Raw genomic sequence first — 19,250 nt, 5'->3', positions numbered from 1 at the left:
TTTCAGAAACTTTGAAAAGACAAAACTCGCATTTTCATTGCCATAAACATAAAACGAGAGAAGACAAGAACTGTCCTCTCTCGGTGTTAAGTGGGTCAACCCACTACAGTTGACAAAGAGCCAGAATTAATAAACTTCAATCCTAAATTAACTTCAAGTATCAAGTCAAGATAATATTTCGGTAACTTAAAATGCTATTGAAACAGGGGATTTTTATTTCAGACTATCCATAGTGACCACTTCATCAGCCATTTCCCAGATTGTCGGATTGTGGGTCGCGATAATGATTAGCCGATTATCATCTCTAAGAGACAACAATATCTCCATAATCAACTGAGAGGTTGCCGGATCTATGGAAGCCGTCGGTTCATCTGCCAAAATAAAGGGTGGATTCTTTAAGATAACTTTTGCCAAAGCAACCCGCTGCGACTCTCCGCCAGATAACTCAAAAATACGTTTATCGAGGTCAAGGTAAGACAGACCGACCTGTTCTAAGGCCTGCTTCTGTTTCAATCGTTGCTCCGACCGACTCAACTTTTGACCAACGAGACCTAGTTTAAGGTTTTCTTCTATGGTTTGATTTTCAATCAAGCCAAAGTTCTGGAAGAGGTAACCCAATTCGTGACGGAAAAAATCACTCGACTTATAACTGGCCAAGTCTTTACCTCGGTAAAAAATCGTCCCATCATAAGGTTCTAATTTCCCCATCATGTTCATTAAGGTTGTTTTCCCACTACCGCTTGAACCGATCAAGGCATAGACTTTCCCAGCCTCAAATGTCATTGAAAGATTCGAAAACAACTCTCTTTCTCCAAAAGACTTACTTACCCGTTTAAGTTCAATCATATTAACCTCCCTTCAAAACAAGCATGGACATCTTGTTTTCTTTCTGCATTTGGACATGTAGTTGTAAAAGAGATACACCAATAAAGAGCAATAAGACTAAAAAAGCAACCACTACCTCTACCTGAAGGAATACACTCGCCACAAATCCCAGTAAAAACACACCCAGTTGAGCCAAGAGGTAAGTACGATGGATTTCTAAGAATCTAAGACCTGCAATCCGTTTGATAAAGATGGCACGTCTAAATTCTTCAAAGTAGAGCCTATTCATAGTGTTAAACAGCAAAATCGAAGTTGCAATCCCAAGCACCGCTCCCGCCAACATTACCCAACGTTCCCTCTGGATATTATTCGATAATGTGATGTAGTTGTTATATCCCGATGGCATTTCTGAGACCCAATTTTCAATACCTTGTCTCTGGATAAGCTCCTGGGCATCAGACAATTGATTAAAGAGAACATAGTTCTGTACTGCGTCTACCCAAAACCAAATGGACTGTGGACCAGTTGATTGGGGTGTTATAACAATGATGATTGGATCTTTCAAAAACTGCTGGTAAGAAATAGGGGTCGTATTATACACAAAACGATCCTGACCTGATTCCAAATAACCTACCGTAGCAGTCATTTGCTGTCGTTCATCTTGACTAGACATGCGACTGGTTAAGTCGTCTTCAAAAACAGATTTATAATGTTCTTCCTCTGAACGGAGGTGTTCAGGCAACAACAAGACAAACTCCCCTACATCAAGGTGATTCATCTTTTGCTCAATAGTTGTATCTACAGGAATGTTTTGACGCTCCAAGTATTGCGGTGTGACGATAAGGACATTGCCATTCGGGCTGTAATCGTGCCATTCTGTAGAGGTTGTCAAATTTTTGGAGGAAGCCATGCCATTTTGCAAAGTACGGTCAATTAACTGGTGTCTAGATAAGAAAGCCTTTTGTTCTGAAACAGCCTGAACCATCAATTGGTACCACGTTCTACGCTGCCTTTGAGCCTTTTCATCTAAACCTATCGTTATCCCTTCACGACTAGTCGCTAGGATAGTCAGCTGCCTTTCCTGACTCCAAACCTCTTGTCCAATCCGATGCTGTTGCCAGGCTTGGGAATACTTTAAGCTACTCCCTATTCCCAGCGTCACAATAATAACCGCTAATAGTTGACCGATTAAAATCAAACTAATGATTCCTCTGACAGGCACTTGCCCTTTTATAATCTGCATCAGGTGTACCTTTTTTATCCCAACTGCGAAGAGTTGGGCGAAAAATAGAGAGATTAACATCAAGATGAGATTATAACTGAGCAAGCCTGCTCCTATGGTCATTAGAGATTCCTTTGGAAGCGACAGAATTTTTTGCAAAACAACAGTGAGCACGCCAGCTAAACTGAAACCAACAGCTATCCCTTTCAAATCCTCACCAACTGGTCTAAGGAAAATGGACCACCGTTTCTCTCCTGAAATGAGGCGAATGCCCGACGACCGTAATTGGCTAATTTGGCTAATTAAAGTCAGTGCTCCAAAGGTTAAGATGAAAATCAATAGACTGATTAACTGAAATCCGTTACTAAAGATAGCCATTAACGTAGACAGTTTAGATGGAATTCTCAGGTGCATGTTAGTCAAGCCAAGTTGACTTAGCTCCTCCCTTAGCAAGTGAATATCTAGGTGTCCATCAAATATAAAGTAATTCGTTTCAACACTGCTACTTTGAGCGTCTTCAAACTTTCTCTCCTGAAGCCCATCAGGCAACTTTCCGTCCCCAAAGGTCGTATAAGAAAAAACTGTAGTACCTTCTGAGTTAGGATCTTGGTGTTGAATCGCAATAAAGCTATCCGTTTCTTCTGCTAGTTTTTCCAAGTGTTCCGCAACTTGCTGAAAAGTTGTCTCAGAGGAAGAATCAAGTACAGCAATGTTAGGGTAATAATGGGAGACATATGTATCAGTCCAAATGGTAAATACCCAAACAAAGAACAAACTAGCAAGCAGGTTGGATATGAGTATAAATAGTTTTTTCATAGCATGTTCCCTATTCTAAAATAGAGGACAGAAATAATCCTGTCCTCTATATACTAACAAGATACTAACAAGCTTACTGACGCTTGCAATAAAAGAATTCATCTCAGGTTACTCTTTACCACCATGCCGCAAACTTAACTTTTTCACCGAGATTAGTATTGATAAACGCATATGAGGTGCTATGTGCTGCTGCTTCACCTGATTTTTCATTATCTCGTTCCAGACTACCAACGTAAGAGTAATGATACTTTTCTTCGTGATAATAGTTCGAGAATGCTCCCCAATTATTCGGATTATGGTGGCCTCCATAGTTCCAATCGCCACCATAATGAGAAACCGCCAAAACAGGAAGAGCCAAACTAAATGCCAAAACAGCAAGGGATGATGCAACTACTTTTCTAATTTTTAACATAGTATTACTCCTCTAAAATGAAATATTATGAAAATGAGCGAAATGCAACTAAATATTTTAATTAGAAATCTCAGTCTGAATTATAGTATCCTATTTTTTCCTCCTTTCTAACTGCACGTTCCTTTCTACAGACAGAGTTCTTACTTTAATATCTATTAATTTATCTAGAATCCACTATACAAACAAATATTTTCCCTTTCAACTTAATTTTTCACTAACAATTTAGATAATATTAACGGGAATATTCGTATTAGTATTTGATTCTATTAAGATTAAAAGTAATTGAAATTATAGTTAATTATTATTTTTTTGTAAGCTCTTTCTTACTTGATTTTACAATACCATATTTAAATTGGTTTGTCAAGGATTTTTGTGCTTATTTTATTGTTTTTTTTTGCAGAACATCCCTTCTAAAGTGATATATTTTTGTTTTCATAATTTGTTTGATTTTGATGTCTTTGCTTATCAACTATGTTTACCAATTCCTCTAATCTCCTAACCTTATATTCGTAGTCGTCTATCCATTTTATTAGAGAATTTTGATTTTCTTCAATCCCTTTCTCCAGCTGCTCCAGTTTAATGGCTGGTGTCAGATTCATCTTGCCATAGTCATATCTGGCTAGCCGTCTGTTTTCTGGGTCGGAATTGTTGAGGTTGAGAAGGACTTCTGCTACTTTGTTGAGATGAGCGACCTTATCCTGTAAATCCGTGATGGTCAAATCCAGCTGGGCAATGTCTTTGATTAACTTGAATCGGTTACACTAAACTAGACAGAATTTATAAAGTGTTCTACACTTAATTCATTGTTAGTAATTATATGCAGACAGAGGACGTCATCGATATAATTTTCAACCAATACATGAGTTTATAATTCTAAATGACTATGCAAACTTGGTCGTCGTATAACATAGTATTCAAATGTTTTCATGTTTGCCCCCTTTCAATGTTCCATAGGTTAAAAAATCTATCTCAATTGGTAATGATAACTGAATTAACTCACAAAACTGACTCCAGTGAAATAACTCGATCACACTGCATTGCTTGCTCCATATTATGCGTAACAATCAAAATTGTTTTGCCAAATTGATCTCTCAAAGTTCGAATCAAATCAAATGCTTTTTGTGACATTTCAGGATCCAACGAGCCAGTAGGTTCATCAGCTAGGACAATATCGCCTGGCTTTAAAATAGCCCTCACAATCGCAATTCTCTGCTGTTCACCACCAGACAATTCATTGATTTTGCTATTTAATCGATTTTCTAAACCAACGAATTGTAGAGTTTCCTTAATTCTTTGCTCCTTCTCTTGCTTAGAGAAATCCGTAAAAGTCATGGCAAGCATCAAATTATCTTTCACGCTAGATGTAGAAATGAGGGCATTGGATTGAAATAGATAATTGATGACATTCTTTCGATAATGAACCGCCGATTGCGAATTCACTTTAGGCAAAACTTTCCCGTTGATTAAAATTTTGCCACTATCAACATTATCCAAGAGCCCAATCATATTGAGTATAGTTGATTTCCCAGAACCAGAAGGCCCTACCAAAGCCACAAACTCATTTTCTTCAACATCAAAACTCAAGCCTCTAAAAATTTCTCTTGAGCCAAACTTTTTAGATACATTTTGTACTGAAATCATAGACATTAGATCACCCCTTGAATGATTTTAAAATACTCTCTCCTTCTTTACGAAACAGACTGAAGTAAAGAAGCATCAATTGAAAAGCAAATGTAGCTAGTGTCATTACTATTCCCAACTTAGATCCGAGTAAGATAGAAGCTAATAATTCTACTATAGAAAAACCAACAACAAGAGAAAGGACACCAATATATCTCTTCCATGGTGAGAATCCCATAAAGTATTGAACATACAATTTCTCTTCAAATAATAGCCGATAAACCAAGACAAAACTCCAGAAAATAGCCATCATTGTAACGATGATAATAGCTATTATAGTACCGAAAAGATAGAAAGTATAACTCAAATCTTTTTGCAGTCCATTAATAAAATCCTTGACCGTTGTAAACGTCAACTTATTGTCTGCTAAATCAGGAAAATCTGTTTCTAAAATGGATGTCACATGATTCATTGTTTCCTGATCACGGACCTTCAAAATACCATCATAACCACTTACAGCTAGGTTTGCTGACTCCATAAAATATAAATTTTCTGGTGCCGATACAAAAATAACTGGCTCTTTACTAGTAACACCCTGAGAAATAGAAGTTGACCAAGTAAATATTGACTCAGATGGATGGTAGACTCTAAACATAAACTTGGGGTTTTCTGTGAATCTAGTTTGTAAATCCCCTGGTTTTACTTTTACACTTTCTTGCAAATGAGCCTTCATCACTTCAATCTCTTCTATACTGAGTGTGTCAGGTAAAAGATATAAGCGAGTGCCATTGCTTACTTCTAGTAGCTCTTCATCACTTAACTTAATACCTAGGTCCTGTAGATAGTTATATGAGTAGTTTAAGTACCAAAATGGTTTTCTTGGGACATGTTGGTAGGTACCATAGATTGTATCAAGATACTCCTGACCAAGATATTCACCTTGCGCAATGTAAACACCTGGGATATCTGAAATTCGTTGATAAAACTGATACATACTACTCTCGAAAGAGTTCGTTGTTCCTGCGTAAGTTCCTATATCATCTCCCTCAACAAAACCTGAGATAACATACATGTCTTCCACATTTTTCCATTCTCTAGATACTTTTATATTATCAATAAACTGATTCATTGGTGCATCTAAAGAATGACTAACTGTAATTAATAGACCAGCCACCAAAGCATAAAATAACAAACTAATTGCCATTAGTGGTTTCATTGGCAAGCGTTTATGGATTGCAGCTAATGGAGAAACCGAATAAACAATAATACTTGGAATAACTAGTGTCAACAGAAGTAATAAAACTGAAAGACTTGATCCTTCAAAAACTGGAATTAAGGACGATAGTCCAAAAGTAAACCAGCCTGACACAAACCAAATACCTAAAGATACAAGAGGAATAATATAAATAGAAAATAGTAAAGAAGGCTTGAAAAAAGCTGACCACAATTCTTTTCTATCCCAACCTAATAGAATCAACGTTCCAAAGTGTTTAAAGGATTGAAGAACACAAAGCAAGAATAGGATAAGTAAAATAAGTGCATTTACCAAGATACTAATGGCTAGTACTATTGCCCAAATTCCTTCGTCGGTATTACTTCCAAACCTTTCTTTCGTTAAATCCTCAACAGAGATGCCTGTAATTGTTGAAAGATTTATCAAGAAAGTATCCCGTGCTGTAGCTTCATGAAGACCATTAATATAATAGATTCCACTGATTGTATTTGTATTTTGGAAGATATAATCTAATCGATCAATGACTACTGGTGTAGTAAATAGTAAATCTGGTAATTCGTAAAGCATATTATTGGAGCCTTTATCAAGTCCAATAGTCATATAATTATCCTTATGAGATAATAACTCTCCAAATTGTTGTTGTGATACAACTGTTTTACCACCACTATTGATAAAATCTGAAAAACCAGTCGGACTACCAAGGACATCTATATAAATCCTATTTACCCCTTCGCCTGTATCACTACTTTCAAAACGTTTTGTCCAAATAGACAAATCTCTTTGCTCTAAAAAATAATTAAATACATTTTGCGATTGCTCTTCTGTTAGTCTTTGAAGATAAACAGTTAACGTCCCTGAATTATGATTATAGCTCCTCCATGAATTTTGATACTGTAAACCTGTAAAAAAAATTGCCATCAGAGTAAATAAAGTACTCTGAATAGCAACCAAAAACAGGATTAAGTATTTCATCTTACCTAATAACATGTTTTTGTAAATCATATGCACTTACCGACAATTCCAATAGCATTCGGCAGTATCAGTTCCGATGTATTTAGATGCACGTGCTTCAACCCCAGGTCGTTTCCATCCTGAGAATGCTCCATTCGCAGTTGCTGAATGTTCGTAAACACCAGATTGAACGTGTGAATAGCTCCAAAGACCAGCGGTACGACCATAATCCCAATAAACTGCAGTACCATTATACCAAACTGTTGCAGCTGAAACGATAGAACTACCTGCACCCGCCAAAGTCAGTGTAAGTAAAGATGTTGTAACCATTTTTTTAATACTTTTTTTCATCGTAAAGTCCCCATTTCTTTCACTTAAAATCTAACAATAGCAACGACTGTGTTTAAAAGTTTCTACAAATCACATCCTAGTACATTGGAATCCCTTCTTTCTAATTAAAAATTAGATAAAACAGAAATACTATAAAGTTAATAGTATCTTTATCATTTAATCAACTAATCAACTAATCAGCCTTCCCAACATCAAGACCATCAGACTTCTTTTGCGATTCTACTCGAATCTCCAATCGTTTATTCTTCTGAATAAACTGTTGGTAAGGAATTGTATTACTAAACGTAAAAAACCCTAATAATACTAATATAGCTAATTTTTGAATTCCACGTGAATTCCACGATTTTTCTTCATTTGTGAAACCCCTTTCTGTTTCCTTGTCTTTATCTTAACAGATACATTTTATTTAGTCAATTGTTTTTATGCGTTTTTTTACTTTTTTTTATTATTATAAACAGTAATGTTATTTCATGGGAATTTGCCATTTTTAACTAAATGTTATATACTGGATTCAGAAAAATAGAAGGAAATATTGTTTTTATGAGTATACTCGCTGAAAAATTCAGATTAAAAAGAAAAGAACTAGGACTCTCCCAACAAACCCTGGCAGAAGGGATTTGCGAACAGAGCCAGATCAGTAAGATTGAGAGGGGACACTTCATTCCATCCGCTGACCTTTTGTTTAAACTTTCTCAGCGACTTGAAGTCCCATTAGATTACTTTTTCAATGAACAAATTGAAATCAAGTCTAACCTGTCCAACTTCAAACACCTATCTTCCAGTCTACTAGACGATAGGAATTATGACGATTTAGAATATCTTTATAAAATAGAGGTTGGCCGAAGCACCTTTCTAACACTAGAAGACCGAACTTACCTTGAATGGATTAAAGCTATCATTGACTTCTACCAATATAACCTTCAGTTTGAGGCCATCTCCCACTTGGAAAATATATTATCAAAAGTATCCTCAACTACTTTAATTTACTTAAAGGCACTGAACACACTATCTAATTTCTACTCCCTCGTTGGCCGTGAACAAGAATATAAAGCAAACTACTCTCATTTAATGGAGTTGTATCAGACAAAAAATCTAGATCATCAAGAGTTTTTATTTGGTTACATCAGAGTTCGCTACAACTACGCTCACTATTTAGTGTCAAAGGAAAAATATAACGAAGCCGTCCAAGAAGCTCTTGAAACGATCGAGATCTGTAAAGAGCGGCAAACAAGCTACCAACTAGCTCCCCTACTCATTCTTGTCGGAAATGCTGGAGCTCAATTTCTAGACAAAGAACAAGTCAAAAATTATTATATAGAAGCACGAGAGTTATGCAAGATTTATAACAATCCCTTAATGCTTATGAAAATAGAGAATTATTTAAAGGAATTAGATGCTACTTAATTGATTTTGACTTTTAAGTTCTTCTTAAACGTTAAATAACTAGATTGATTTAGTTTCATGTTCTAAATTGGTGATATTTTGATACTTTGTTTTATCAAGTATGTTGGAAAATTTCTCTAATCTTCTAACTTTATATTCGTAAAAATCAATGGCTTCTCCAAGATTTTTTTGAAACATTCTTACTTCTAGCTCTAGCTGCTCAAGTGTTATAGCTGCGGTCAGATTCATCTTAGCATAATCATACCTGGCTAGCCGTCTGTTTTCTGAGTCGGAGTTGTTGAGATTAAGCAGAACCTCTGCTACCTTGTTGAGATGAGCGACCTTATCCTGTAAATCCGTGATGGTCAAATCCAGCTGGGCAATTTCTTTGATGAGTTCGTCTTTGACTTCCTGGTAAGATTGGTTGTTAAGGTCTAATTCAATAAGAAGATTAAGCTCTGCTATTTTCTCTTTAAGACTGGTCATATTCGGTCGTCTGCGTCTAGGGATATACTTGCTGTCGTGAGTGAGTTGGCGGATTAGTTCACGTCCTCGCATGTAGCGGTTGAGGTCAGAGTTCTCTTTATTGTAGATGAAAACTGGGCGGTCTCTCGGATAAAGACATGGTAGGTCTTGTCCTGATCGCTCTCATGAATATCCAAGTTCTGGCATACTTCTCGACCAATCTCTCTGGACATTCGATTAAGAATAACAATCGCAAAATGCTTTTGATTACCGATGAACGTGCTAGTCTCCCCTTTTATATGACCCACCTCATTTCAGAAAAGAAGCGACTAACACCACTGATGGAGACACTTAAGGATCTCTGGCCAAAATGATTAAAAATATTTAGTCAACGTCAAAATAGGACATCCCTTGTGATTTTAAGTCAATCACAGGAGATGCCCTATTGTACTGTTTAACTTAATTTATTATCCAGTTACTCCAACACTCTCCACAAACCGCAAAAAACCTGATTGTCCCTCCTTATCTCGCTTGTAGACGCCAGCGTCTTCCAGTACACGAGCAAAGACTTGTCCAACAGCTCCTTGGACGATGGTGGTGACCGTATCTTTAGTCAGATCTGGCTGTGTCGCCTTGATACGGTCTGCCCAATCTTTATGATAGTCTGCTAGCTGATTGTCCTGACCAAGCAGGTACTTCTCAACTTCTGCTAGTTCTTCTTTCAATCGTGGAGGTAAAATCGCCAAGCCCATGACCTCAATGAGACCGATATTTTCTTTTTTGATGTGCTGGACATCCTTATGGGGGTGGTAGACCCCGTCTGGGTGGTCATCTGAGGTATGATTGTCACGCAGGACAAGGTCTAGCTCAAACAGTTGCCCACGCCGTCTCGCAATCGGTGTCACCGTGTGATGTGGTTCATCGCCTGTTTTAGCAATAATATCTAAGTCTGGATCAGAATAACCTGACCAAGCCAGTCGAATCTTATCCGCCAAATCCACTAACCGCTCCTTGTCCGCTCCTGTCAGACGAATCACCGACATCGGCCATTTGACAATACCAGCTGTGATGTCTTCATATCCTGAAAAGGCAAACTGATGATCCAGCTCTGCCATTTCCATAGGAAAGGTATGACGACCACCCTGATAGTGGTTGTGGGTCAGGATAGAACCGCCTACGATGGGCAGGTCGGCATTGGAGCCTGCAAAGTAGCCTGGAAAAATTTCTACCAACTCCAAGAGCTGCTCAAAGGTGGTGCGACTGATGACCATAGGCACATGCTCGGTGTTTAGAAAGATGCAGTGCTCGTTGAAATAAGCATAGGGCGAATACTGAAATCCCCACCGCTCCTCCCCCAGATCCACGCGGATAATCCGGTGATTGGCACGAGCCGGGTGGTCAAGGCGACCCTGATAACCCTCATTTTCCATAGCCAGCTGATCCAATGGGTAGCTAGACTGCTTGAGGAGTTTCGCCGCCGCAATCGCTTTAGGGTCTTTCTCGGGCTTGGATAGGTTGATGGTGATTTGCAAGTTCCCATAGGCCGTCGGCGTCTCAAAGGCGATGTTTTTAGAAATGGCATCCAGCTTGATATAGTCATTTTTCTGGGACAGGTCGTAGAATTCTGCAATGGCCTGCTCTGGCTGCTCCGCATATGTTGTCCAAAAGCGTTCATTAACCACACTTGGCGGTGGTGTGATGACATTCATCAGCTCCGCACCAAGGCAGTCTCGCTCTTCAAAAAGCGAGCCGCAACGGCCATTTTCAACCGCCACATCTACCAACTCTTCCTTGAGCGCAATCAACTCTGCGGCAGCTGTTTCACGATCAGCTTCTTCTTCTCCGACAAGCGCGAGAACCCGATTGACCAGATAAATGCTGTCCATCTTTGTGTAGACAGAATGAGAGCTCTCAATGACCTGCTCTACAAAGGTATTGATTAGTTTTGCCATCATATTTTTCCTTTATTTCAAAATCAGTTGGTAACCAATTTTTATCAGATAAACAAGACGCAGTAGTTGACTGGGTTATCTTCGCCTTAAGGCTTTGATAACCCTTGCGTCTGTGGTAAGTTTCACTCGCTAAATTTCCAACCTCAAACAGCCTATTCCCAGGCTGTTTGAGCTATGCGGAGGTAGGAGTGAAACAGTCTGAGAGACTGTTTCAGCCCGAGTCATAAAAAGAAGACACGAGGGGAAATCGGTGGTAACATCACGATTTCTGTCCTACTCTCACTTCCTTGATAGGACACGGCTGCCGCCAGCGATTTCTGCCATGTAGAATGATGGGGTATAACCAACAATCTCGGTGTAGGTCCGACCTACATTTTCCGTAAAGGCATCTACCTTATCTTTTTTCACAATGGCAATGCCACAGCCGCCAAAGCCAGCTCCTGTCATGCGAGCCCCAAGCACGCCCTCTTGCTCCCAAGCGGTATGAGCTAGCGTATCCAACTCTAGCCCCGTGACCTCATAATCATGCTCCAAGGAGACATGGGACGCGTTGACCAGACGACCAAATTCTTCTAGTTTGCCCGCTTGGAGAGCCTCTAAAGCACGAAGCGTGCGCTCATTTTCAGACACCGCATGGCGAGCCCGTTTGATGCGGTTGGCATCTTTGATGAGGTAGGCATATTGGTCAAACTCCGTACTACTCAACTCACCAAGGGTCTGGATGTTCAAGACAGCATTGAACTCTTCGACAGCTCTTTCACATTCCGCACGGCGTTCGTTGTACTTGGAATCCGCTAATTCACGGCGTTTGTTGGTATTCATGATAACGATGACGTGGTCACCCAAGTCCAGTGGCACCAGCTCATAATCCAAGGTATTGGTATCCAAGTAAATGGCGCGATTATCCGCTCCCATCCCGATGGCAAACTGATCCATGATACCAGAATTCACTCCGATAAACTCATTTTCGGTTTTCTTGCCGATTTTGACCAAGTCCAGACGATCCAGCTTGAGACCATAGAGCTCTTCAGCAATGATGCCAATCAAGAGCTCCAGCGATGCCGATGAGGACAGTCCTGCACCGTTTGGAATGGTACCATAGACAAAGGCTTCAAAGCCTGTCTCAATCGCATGCCCTGCTTCTTGCAAAAATTTAATAACTCCCTTGACATAATTGGTCCAGTTGTCTGCCTTGTTGAACGTCAGGTTGTCCAAATCAATCTCAATAATCCCAAGATGTTCAAAATTAGCGGAATAAAGACGGATTTTTCGATCATCTCGCTTGCGAGCTGCCCCGTAAGTTCCCAGCGTAATAGCCGCAGGAAAAACATGTCCACCATTGTAATCCGTATGCTCACCAATCAGGTTAATCCGTCCTGGTGAAAAAAAGGTTGCATCTGCTTCTGTGAAAAAGATATCTGTGAATTGTTGATTTAGTTCTATAGTGTTCATCGTGAGACTCCTTTTGTTTATTCTGTCACTGTTATTATAGCATAGCAATCAATTAAAAACAAGTTTTTACTAAACATTTACTAAAAATGTTTTTGTGATATAATTTTACTAAAGATTGCTTATTTTTATGCTATAATATGACTAAAAGTTTGCCAAGGAGAATGAACATGACAACTATCAAAGACATTGCAGAAAAAGCACAGGTGTCAACAGCTACTGTTTCACGCGTTCTTAATCAAGACCCCAACCTATCTGTCAGCGATGAAAAACGTGAAAAGATTTTGGCTGTTGCCAACGAGCTGAACTACACCAAACACCTTCGACCAGCCTCTTCACCTTTGACCTCATCAAAGACCATCGCCATTTTGCAATGGTACAGTGAACAAGAGGAACTCAATGACCTCTACTACTACGCCATTCGTTTAGGCGTTGAACGACGGGCTGAAGAGCTAGGCTATGATATTTTACGCTTTTTTAACAATGATATTTACGCTTTGGACAAAGACATTGCTGCCATTATTGCTCTTGGAAAATTTAGCCCTAAGCAAATTAAGGACCTCGAAAGCCGTTGCCCCAATCTAATTTTTGTGGACAGCGATACGCTCGAGGTAGGTTATTCCTGTGTGACCACTGATTTTGATCATGCGGTAGTGCGTGTTTTGGATTACTTTTTAGACAAAAAGCTGAGCAGCATTGGTATGCTAGCTGGTGAGGAACAAACCACTGACGGGGAGTTAACTCTAGTCGATCAGCGTTTTCGTACCTTCAAAAATTACATGACTGAGCTTGGCATCTACCAACCAAAATATGTCTATGTTGGCGAATTTTCAGCACCATCTGGTTATCAATTGATGTCAGCAGCTATCGAAGAATTAGGCGATCAACTCCCAACAGCCTTTTTCATCGCGAATGACACCATGGCACTCGGTGCCCTAAGGGCGCTCCAAGAGCACCAGATTGCCGTTCCAGAACGCGTCTCCCTCATCTCATTTAACGACACGCCAATTACTAGGCAGGTCTATCCAGCCTTATCCAGCGTTACCGTCTACACTGAAGAAATGGGGAAAACTGCTGTGGATATGATTCACCAAGCCCTTGTAAAACCCAGCCACGCCATTCCAACTCTGATTAAGTTAGCAACAAAATTAACCATTAGAGACAGCAGCTTATAAGCATCATCCCTCGCTAAAGTTTAGCGAGGGATTCTTTATGTCTAGTCATTCTTTTGCAATATCTCCACTGGTAACCATCCTATTTGTCCATCATGGTCAACAAGAGCCCACTGGTCATGGCATTCTAGCATTGCCACCTGATCACCTACTGCGACAACTAACTCCGTGGGATTGTAATCAACGATCAAACGATTAGCAACCACGAAATGATTGGGAATATAGGTTTTGTGCCCCGCTATGTCACAAGAAAACCAGTTAGGATACTTCCCACAAGGGGTCATGTGGTGGACGGGTGTTCCGATTGAAAAAGTAGGAAATAAACCTTCTCCCTGATGCGCTTTAGTCACTTTTAATAACACTAAATTATCCTCAACACTCATTACTGTTTTCTCCTCCTCACAGCTCATAAGATGTTATGCAATCTTTCAAATCGTCACTCAGGGGGAAGGCTTCTCGAAAACTGTCAACCACTTCTTTCTGAACACTTTTAACCAAGGTCAGGGTAGAGTCCCAAGCAACTATCTCATGGCGAGCTAAGGGATGAAGGCAAGTTAGAGGCAGCTGCCACAATTCTTCACTACCTGATAGAACAGCCCAAATCCATTGATGTGCTGGATACTTTTCAAAGACCTGTCTCAATTGTTCACCGGTCAACTATGTATAATCCTTATCCCAGGGAATTTCATCTATATGATAAATCCAATAATGTGATACCAGCCAGTTATAGTCTTCAAGCTTTAGACTCAGAGGAGCAAAGACCTCACTCATTAAGGTATAAGCCCGTTCACCACTATCTAAAATAGCACCGTAAATCTCGTTTGGCATCACTTAACTCATCTCATTAAAATCCCAAACGGCATCGACCCAACCTTCGTAGAAATCAGGCTCGTGGCAGACCATGAGAATGGAGCCTTTATAAGCTTGCAAGGCGCGTTTGAGCTCGTCCTTGGCATCCACATCCAGGTGGTTGGTCGGCTCGTCCAGCACCAGAACATTGTTTTCACGGTTCATGAGCAGACAAAAACGCACCTTGGCTTGCTCACCACCTGACAAGACCTGAATCTGGCTCTCGATGTGCTTGCTGGTCAAGCCACAGCGGGCAAGGGCAGCACGGACTTCGGCTTGGTTAAGCGCTGGAAAGGCATCCCAGACCGCTTCTAGCGGGGTCTGACGATTGCCACCAGCCACTTCCTGCTCAAAGTAGCCCAACTCCAGATACTCGCCTCGCTCCACCTCGCCAGCAATCGGAGGAATAATGCCCAGCAAACTCTTCAACAGGGTCGATTTCCCGATACCGTTGGCACCGATGATGGCAATCTTCTGGTTGCGCTCAAAGGTCAGATTGAGCGGTGCCTTGGTCAGGGCACGATCGTAGCCGATTTCCAAGTCCTTGGTCTGGAAGATAAAGCGGCTAGGTGTACGAGCCATCTTAAAGTCAAAGCTCGGCTTTGGCTTTTCTGCTTGTAGCTCGATGAGATCCATCTTGTCCAGCTTTTTCTGGCGGGACATGGCCATGTTGCGGGTGGCAACACGCGCTTTATTGCGATTGACAAAGTCCTGTAAGTCAGCAATTTCCTTTTGCTGGCGCTCGTAAGCCGCCTCCAGCTGGGCACGCTTCATGGCGTGCACCTCTTGGAACTGGTAATAGTTACCAGAGTAGCGGGTCAAGAGCTGGTTTTCCACGTGGTAGACGATGTTAATGACATCATTCAAGAAAGGAATATCGTGGGAAATGAGGACAAAGGCATTCTCGTAGTTTTGCAGGTAGCGCTTGAGCCAGTCAATATGCTCAGCATCCAGATAGTTGGTCGGCTCGTCCAAGAGCAGAATGTCTGGTTTTTCAAGCAGCAATTTAGCCAATAACACCTTAGTACGCTGGCCACCAGACAGCTCGGTCACATCCTTATCCATGCTGTAGTCCATGACCCCAAGGGCTCGTGCCACCTCGTCAATCTTGGCATCCAAGGTATAAAAATCACGGCTCTCCAGACGGTCTTGTAGCTCACCGACTTCCTCCATCAAGGCATCCATATCCGCACCTTCATCTGCCATTGCCATATAAATTTCATTGATGCGGGCTTCGGTCTTAAAGAGTTCATCAAAGGCTGTCCTTAGGACATCACGAACCGTCATTCCTGCTTTCAAGACCGCATGCTGATCCAAATAACCCGCCGTCACATAACGGGACCACTCAACCTTGCCCTCGTCTGGCTGGAGCTTGCCCGTCACGATGGACATGAAGGTCGACTTCCCCTCGCCATTTGCCCCGACAAGGCCGATATGCTCACCCTTGAGCAGGCGGAAGGACACGTTCTCAAAAATCGCTCGGTCACCAAAACCGTGGCTTAAATTCTTTACTTCTAAAATACTCATGTGTTTTCTTTTTCCTTAAAAAATAGCTGAGCAACACCTAGCTTAATGTCTATTTTATCATGTTTTACCAGAAAAAAACAGGTAGGCCTAGCAAAATCCCCAGTAAAAAACCTGCGATGACATCTCTGGGATAATGAACCCCACCGACCACTCGGACCATTGCCAGACAGGCAGCCAAAGACAGAACAAAAACCCCCAATCCAAGCTGAACGGACAAAAATACCGTCCCAATCACTGTAGCTGAAAAGACATGTCGACTGGGAAAAGATTGACCACTAGTGTCTTTTTTTATCAAGGGCTGAATGTTCCAAGTTTCGTAGGGTCTGGGCTGATTGAACAATCGCCGAAGCCCAGAAACAAGTAAAAATCCAACAGCTGGCCAGATGATTAGCTCTGCTATTGCCCCAAAACCAACTCCAAAAAAGCGATAAAGCAATACCGCAGGATAGAGCAAATAGATAGAGTAGGTCAATAACCGATTGCTCAGCTCAAGAATGTTTGGGTTATGTTGCCATGGAGCAGCGATTTGCTCATAAAATTGCTTATAATTTTTTGTTGACATCGCCTTATTTGTCTATTGTCTTCTTTCTCGTGTGCTTTGTGAGCGTTCTAGTCTAGGACTGTTATTAAACTTTATCTAGATAGACCTGACCGTTATGATAGTTAAAGGTCAATCCTTCCTGAACGTTGGGAACAAAAACGTTAAACTCCACTTGTCCATCAGAAGACTTGGCTTCCAGATGGGTACCACTTGAAAGTAGATTCTCACCATCATAAATAAGTGTCACCCGATAACGCACTGTTTTATTATTATCCAGAGCTTTTCGGATAATAGCTTCATAGTAATTCTGTCCAGTTGATCCATAATCATTGGCTTGGTTGCTCCAAGCTGTCTGCGTTGCAATGTTTTGGGGATTGCTCGTTGAGGCATCAAACCCTGCCAAACCTCCTGCTAAAGCATAACCGATGAGGTGTCCTCTATCCACGGCATGGTCATACTCCCCAGGTAAGTCATGGCGTTGATGCCAAGCTGGTGGCCGGTAGTCATTTCCTCCCTGACCTGTACTACTCCGATCCCGATACTGACGCGTCGACTTGTTCAACAGAGCATTTGCTCGCCAAGGAACTGTGCGACCTTGAATAGTCTTTGTCTCATTATTGACATAAGGCAAGCTAGCAACAGCCGCATTGAGATTGGTCTTGTTACCATTGATGACAAATGCGCCAACGCCATTCCAAGCAATATCATTTCCTAACTGCTCAAGCACCCGGTCAGTCAAGACTGACTCTGCCAACGCTTTGCTTGGATCCTCTTCTAGTGGGTCAACGGCAGCAGACCAAGTCTTTGTCACTAATCCCGATGAGTTATCTCCAAGTAACTGCTTGAATGAATCAAGCTGACCACTGGATAAGCCAAGAATGGTGACAACGATTAGAACTAGTACGGAGGTCAACGATGATTTTAATTTTTTTGGTGATGATATGACAACTCCTTATTGTCCAGTAAACTTACCAATGAGCTCTCGCCATTTTTCAAGGGATAAAATTGCTGTGGCATTGTCACCATCACCGAGAGCACCATAGCCAATCATCAAGCCAAGTGACAGAAAAAGCAAGCAAAGAAGGGCAACAAACAGCATCATCCCTAGACGCTTGACAACATATTTCCAGCCAGTTTCCACTAAGCACCTCCTTCACGACGGATAGAGGCTCCAAGACTTGCTAGTTTTTCATGAAATTGATAATAGCCACGGTCTAAGTGTTCTAATTTAGTCACCGTTGTTTGCCCTTTTGCAACTAGACCTGTTAAAATGAGAGCGGCACTGGCTCGTAAATCGGTTGACATGACCTTAGCACCTTGCAAATTACCTCCACCATGGATAAGGGCGGTATCTCGCAAAATCTCTGTGTGAAGTCCCATACGGCGCATCTCTTCGAGATGCTGGAAGCGGTTTTCAAAGACAGTCTCAATCATTGATGACTCTCCTTTGACAACAGCCATCAGTGCTGTGAACTGGGCTTGCATATCGGTTGGAAAACCTGGATGTGGCAAGGTTTTAACACTGACAGGTTTCAAGTTTTGCACAGCTGACCGAACTCGTATGCCCCCTGCTTCTTCTGTCACTTCAACACCCATTTCCAGTAACTTAGAAATCAAGGGTCGATTATGCTCCCAGATAGCGTCTTTTACCAAGACATCACCGCTTGTCATCGCTGCTGCTACCATAAATGTACCAGCCTCAATGCGATCTTGAACCACATCATGCTCTGCTCCGTGGAGATGTTTCACTCCTATGATGGTCAGCGTTTCCGTACCAGCTCCTCTAACATCTGCCCCCATCTTATTGAGTAAGACAGCTAAATTGACAATTTCAGGCTCGCGCGCTGCATTCTCAATGACTGTCTTGCCCTCAGCCAAGGTTGCCGCCATCATTAGGTTCTGAGTGGCTCCAACACTCGGGAAATCAAGGTAGATATTGGCTCCCTTGAGTTTGGCCGCCTTAGCGGTAATGTCTCCACCAAACTGAGTAATCTCAGCTCCCATCGCTTCTAAGCCTTTCAAGTGCAAATCAATAGGACGACTGCCGATAGAACAGCCCCCTGGCATTGATACAACGGCTTCGCCACAACGTGCTAAGATTGGTCCAAGAACAACGATAGAGGCTCTCATCCGACTAACATACTCATACGGAGCGGTATGGTCAATAAAGTTTGTCGCATCTACTGTGATTTCATTTTGCTCTTGGTTAAAGTCTACCGTGATACCTAAGCCTCTAACCACGTCATTCATAACAAACACATCTGACAAAATAGGGACATGACGCAGGGTAGTTTGACCATCTTTGGCCAAAATCGTTGCAGCTAACAGCGGTAAAACTGCATTTTTTGCTCCCTCAATCGTCACTTCTCCCTGTAAACGAGTTTGACCGCCGTCGATGATTATTTGTTCCATATTCTCCATCCTTAGACATTAATTCAGTTCTATTATACCATGATTTCCATTGTTTTAACATTTTCCTGC

Annotated in this window: 20 protein-coding genes and 2 pseudogenes; 3 read left to right on the top strand and 19 right to left on the bottom strand. The window is 41.2% G+C overall.

All coding sequences use genetic code 11. The features are described from left to right. Nucleotides 1–213: 213 nt before the first annotated feature. From ACERC5_RS06375 to ACERC5_RS06340, 8 genes and pseudogenes are all read right to left on the bottom strand, one after another. Entirely contained in the window at nt 214–846 is a 633-nt protein-coding gene (locus ACERC5_RS06375) for an ABC transporter ATP-binding protein (protein ID WP_043026237.1), read from the bottom strand. A gap of 1 nt (nt 847) precedes the next feature. Beyond that, the gene (locus tag ACERC5_RS06370; RefSeq protein ID WP_373660444.1) at nt 848–2,863 is read right to left on the bottom strand and encodes a DUF1430 domain-containing protein; all 2,016 of its coding nucleotides are present in this window, start codon (nt 2,861–2,863) and stop codon (nt 848–850) included. 115 nt (nt 2,864–2,978) lie between these two features. Continuing rightward, complete coding sequence (locus tag ACERC5_RS06365) at nt 2,979–3,275, bottom strand: lactococcin 972 family bacteriocin (protein WP_373660443.1); 297 nt, start codon at nt 3,273–3,275, stop codon at nt 2,979–2,981. Between the two features lie 410 nt (nt 3,276–3,685). Continuing rightward, nucleotides 3,686–4,024: pseudogene (locus ACERC5_RS06360) on the bottom strand (helical hairpin domain-containing protein); the annotation flags it as partial. A gap of 247 nt (nt 4,025–4,271) precedes the next feature. Beyond that, nucleotides 4,272–4,922, bottom strand: a complete 651-nt coding sequence (locus tag ACERC5_RS06355) for an ABC transporter ATP-binding protein (protein ID WP_373659058.1) — start codon at nt 4,920–4,922, stop codon at nt 4,272–4,274. Nucleotides 4,923–4,926: 4 nt separating this feature from the next. After that, nucleotides 4,927–7,116 (bottom strand): ABC transporter permease, encoded by a 2,190-nt coding sequence (locus tag ACERC5_RS06350; protein ID WP_373660442.1) that lies wholly within the window; start codon nt 7,114–7,116, stop codon nt 4,927–4,929. A gap of 21 nt (nt 7,117–7,137) precedes the next feature. Further along, nucleotides 7,138–7,431 (bottom strand): hypothetical protein, encoded by a 294-nt coding sequence (locus tag ACERC5_RS06345; protein WP_373659056.1) that lies wholly within the window; start codon nt 7,429–7,431, stop codon nt 7,138–7,140. A gap of 172 nt (nt 7,432–7,603) precedes the next feature. Further along, nucleotides 7,604–7,756, bottom strand: a complete 153-nt coding sequence (locus ACERC5_RS06340; protein WP_373659064.1) for a PhrA family quorum-sensing system peptide — start codon at nt 7,754–7,756, stop codon at nt 7,604–7,606. A gap of 215 nt (nt 7,757–7,971) precedes the next feature. Here ACERC5_RS06340 and ACERC5_RS06335 point away from each other — a divergent pair, with 215 nt between their 5' ends. Beyond that, complete coding sequence (locus ACERC5_RS06335) at nt 7,972–8,835, top strand: helix-turn-helix domain-containing protein (RefSeq protein ID WP_373659055.1); 864 nt, start codon at nt 7,972–7,974, stop codon at nt 8,833–8,835. A 39-nt stretch (nt 8,836–8,874) separates the two neighbouring features. On the opposite strand, the pseudogene ACERC5_RS06330 reads toward ACERC5_RS06335, so the two are convergent. After that, nucleotides 8,875–9,482: pseudogene (locus tag ACERC5_RS06330) on the bottom strand (helical hairpin domain-containing protein); the annotation flags it as partial. Between ACERC5_RS06330 and ACERC5_RS06325 the strand changes: the two are divergent. Beyond that, nucleotides 9,438–9,653, top strand: a complete 216-nt coding sequence (locus ACERC5_RS06325) for a hypothetical protein (RefSeq protein WP_373659065.1) — start codon at nt 9,438–9,440, stop codon at nt 9,651–9,653. The pseudogene ACERC5_RS06330 and the gene ACERC5_RS06325 sit on opposite strands and share 45 nt — an antisense overlap. A 93-nt stretch (nt 9,654–9,746) precedes the next feature. Here the strand turns inward: ACERC5_RS06325 and galT are convergent, their stop codons facing one another. Together galT and ACERC5_RS06315 are read right to left on the bottom strand one after the other, a co-directional pair. After that, nucleotides 9,747–11,231, bottom strand: coding sequence for a UDP-glucose--hexose-1-phosphate uridylyltransferase (gene galT / locus ACERC5_RS06320; RefSeq protein WP_373659054.1), 1,485 nt, complete (start codon nt 11,229–11,231; stop codon nt 9,747–9,749). A gap of 279 nt (nt 11,232–11,510) precedes the next feature. Further along, a complete protein-coding gene (locus ACERC5_RS06315) occupies nt 11,511–12,683 on the bottom strand; it encodes a galactokinase (RefSeq protein ID WP_373659053.1) in 1,173 nt (390 codons plus the stop codon). Between the two features lie 167 nt (nt 12,684–12,850). Here ACERC5_RS06315 and ACERC5_RS06310 point away from each other — a divergent pair, with 167 nt between their 5' ends. Next, nucleotides 12,851–13,855, top strand: a complete 1,005-nt coding sequence (locus ACERC5_RS06310; RefSeq protein WP_373659052.1) for a LacI family DNA-binding transcriptional regulator — start codon at nt 12,851–12,853, stop codon at nt 13,853–13,855. A gap of 41 nt (nt 13,856–13,896) precedes the next feature. Here ACERC5_RS06310 and ACERC5_RS06305 read toward each other — a convergent pair whose 3' ends face one another. The 8 genes from ACERC5_RS06305 to murA all read right to left on the bottom strand — a co-directional run bounded on the left by ACERC5_RS06305 (nt 13,897) and on the right by murA (nt 19,181). Next, complete coding sequence (locus ACERC5_RS06305) at nt 13,897–14,235, bottom strand: hypothetical protein (protein ID WP_373660441.1); 339 nt, start codon at nt 14,233–14,235, stop codon at nt 13,897–13,899. A gap of 16 nt (nt 14,236–14,251) precedes the next feature. After that, entirely contained in the window at nt 14,252–14,509 is a 258-nt protein-coding gene (locus ACERC5_RS06300) for a hypothetical protein (RefSeq protein ID WP_373659050.1), read from the bottom strand. After that, on the bottom strand, nt 14,510–14,680 hold the full coding sequence (locus tag ACERC5_RS06295) for a hypothetical protein (RefSeq protein WP_373659049.1): 171 nt from the start codon (nt 14,678–14,680) through the stop codon (nt 14,510–14,512). It lies immediately after the preceding gene. Nucleotides 14,681–14,683: 3 nt separating this feature from the next. Next, a complete protein-coding gene (locus ACERC5_RS06290; RefSeq protein WP_373660440.1) occupies nt 14,684–16,228 on the bottom strand; it encodes an ABC-F family ATP-binding cassette domain-containing protein in 1,545 nt (514 codons plus the stop codon). Nucleotides 16,229–16,292: 64 nt separating this feature from the next. Beyond that, nucleotides 16,293–16,790, bottom strand: coding sequence for a phosphatase PAP2 family protein (locus tag ACERC5_RS06285; RefSeq protein ID WP_373660439.1), 498 nt, complete (start codon nt 16,788–16,790; stop codon nt 16,293–16,295). Nucleotides 16,791–16,854: 64 nt separating this feature from the next. Next, nucleotides 16,855–17,682: a DNA/RNA non-specific endonuclease gene (locus ACERC5_RS06280; protein ID WP_373660438.1), complete on the bottom strand. Its 828-nt coding sequence runs from the start codon at nt 17,680–17,682 to the stop codon at nt 16,855–16,857. Between the two features lie 39 nt (nt 17,683–17,721). Next, complete coding sequence (locus ACERC5_RS06275) at nt 17,722–17,910, bottom strand: DNA-directed RNA polymerase subunit beta (protein ID WP_373659045.1); 189 nt, start codon at nt 17,908–17,910, stop codon at nt 17,722–17,724. Further along, complete coding sequence (gene murA / locus ACERC5_RS06270; protein ID WP_373660437.1) at nt 17,910–19,181, bottom strand: UDP-N-acetylglucosamine 1-carboxyvinyltransferase; 1,272 nt, start codon at nt 19,179–19,181, stop codon at nt 17,910–17,912. Before murA ends, ACERC5_RS06275 begins: the two co-directional genes overlap by 1 nt. Between the last annotated feature and the right edge of the window lie 69 nt (nt 19,182–19,250).

The sequence above is a fragment of the Streptococcus sp. E24BD genome (assembly GCF_041807825.1).
GTDB classification, from domain to species: domain Bacteria; phylum Bacillota; class Bacilli; order Lactobacillales; family Streptococcaceae; genus Streptococcus; species Streptococcus entericus.
This window is presented reverse-complemented; position numbering and strand designations above follow the sequence as displayed.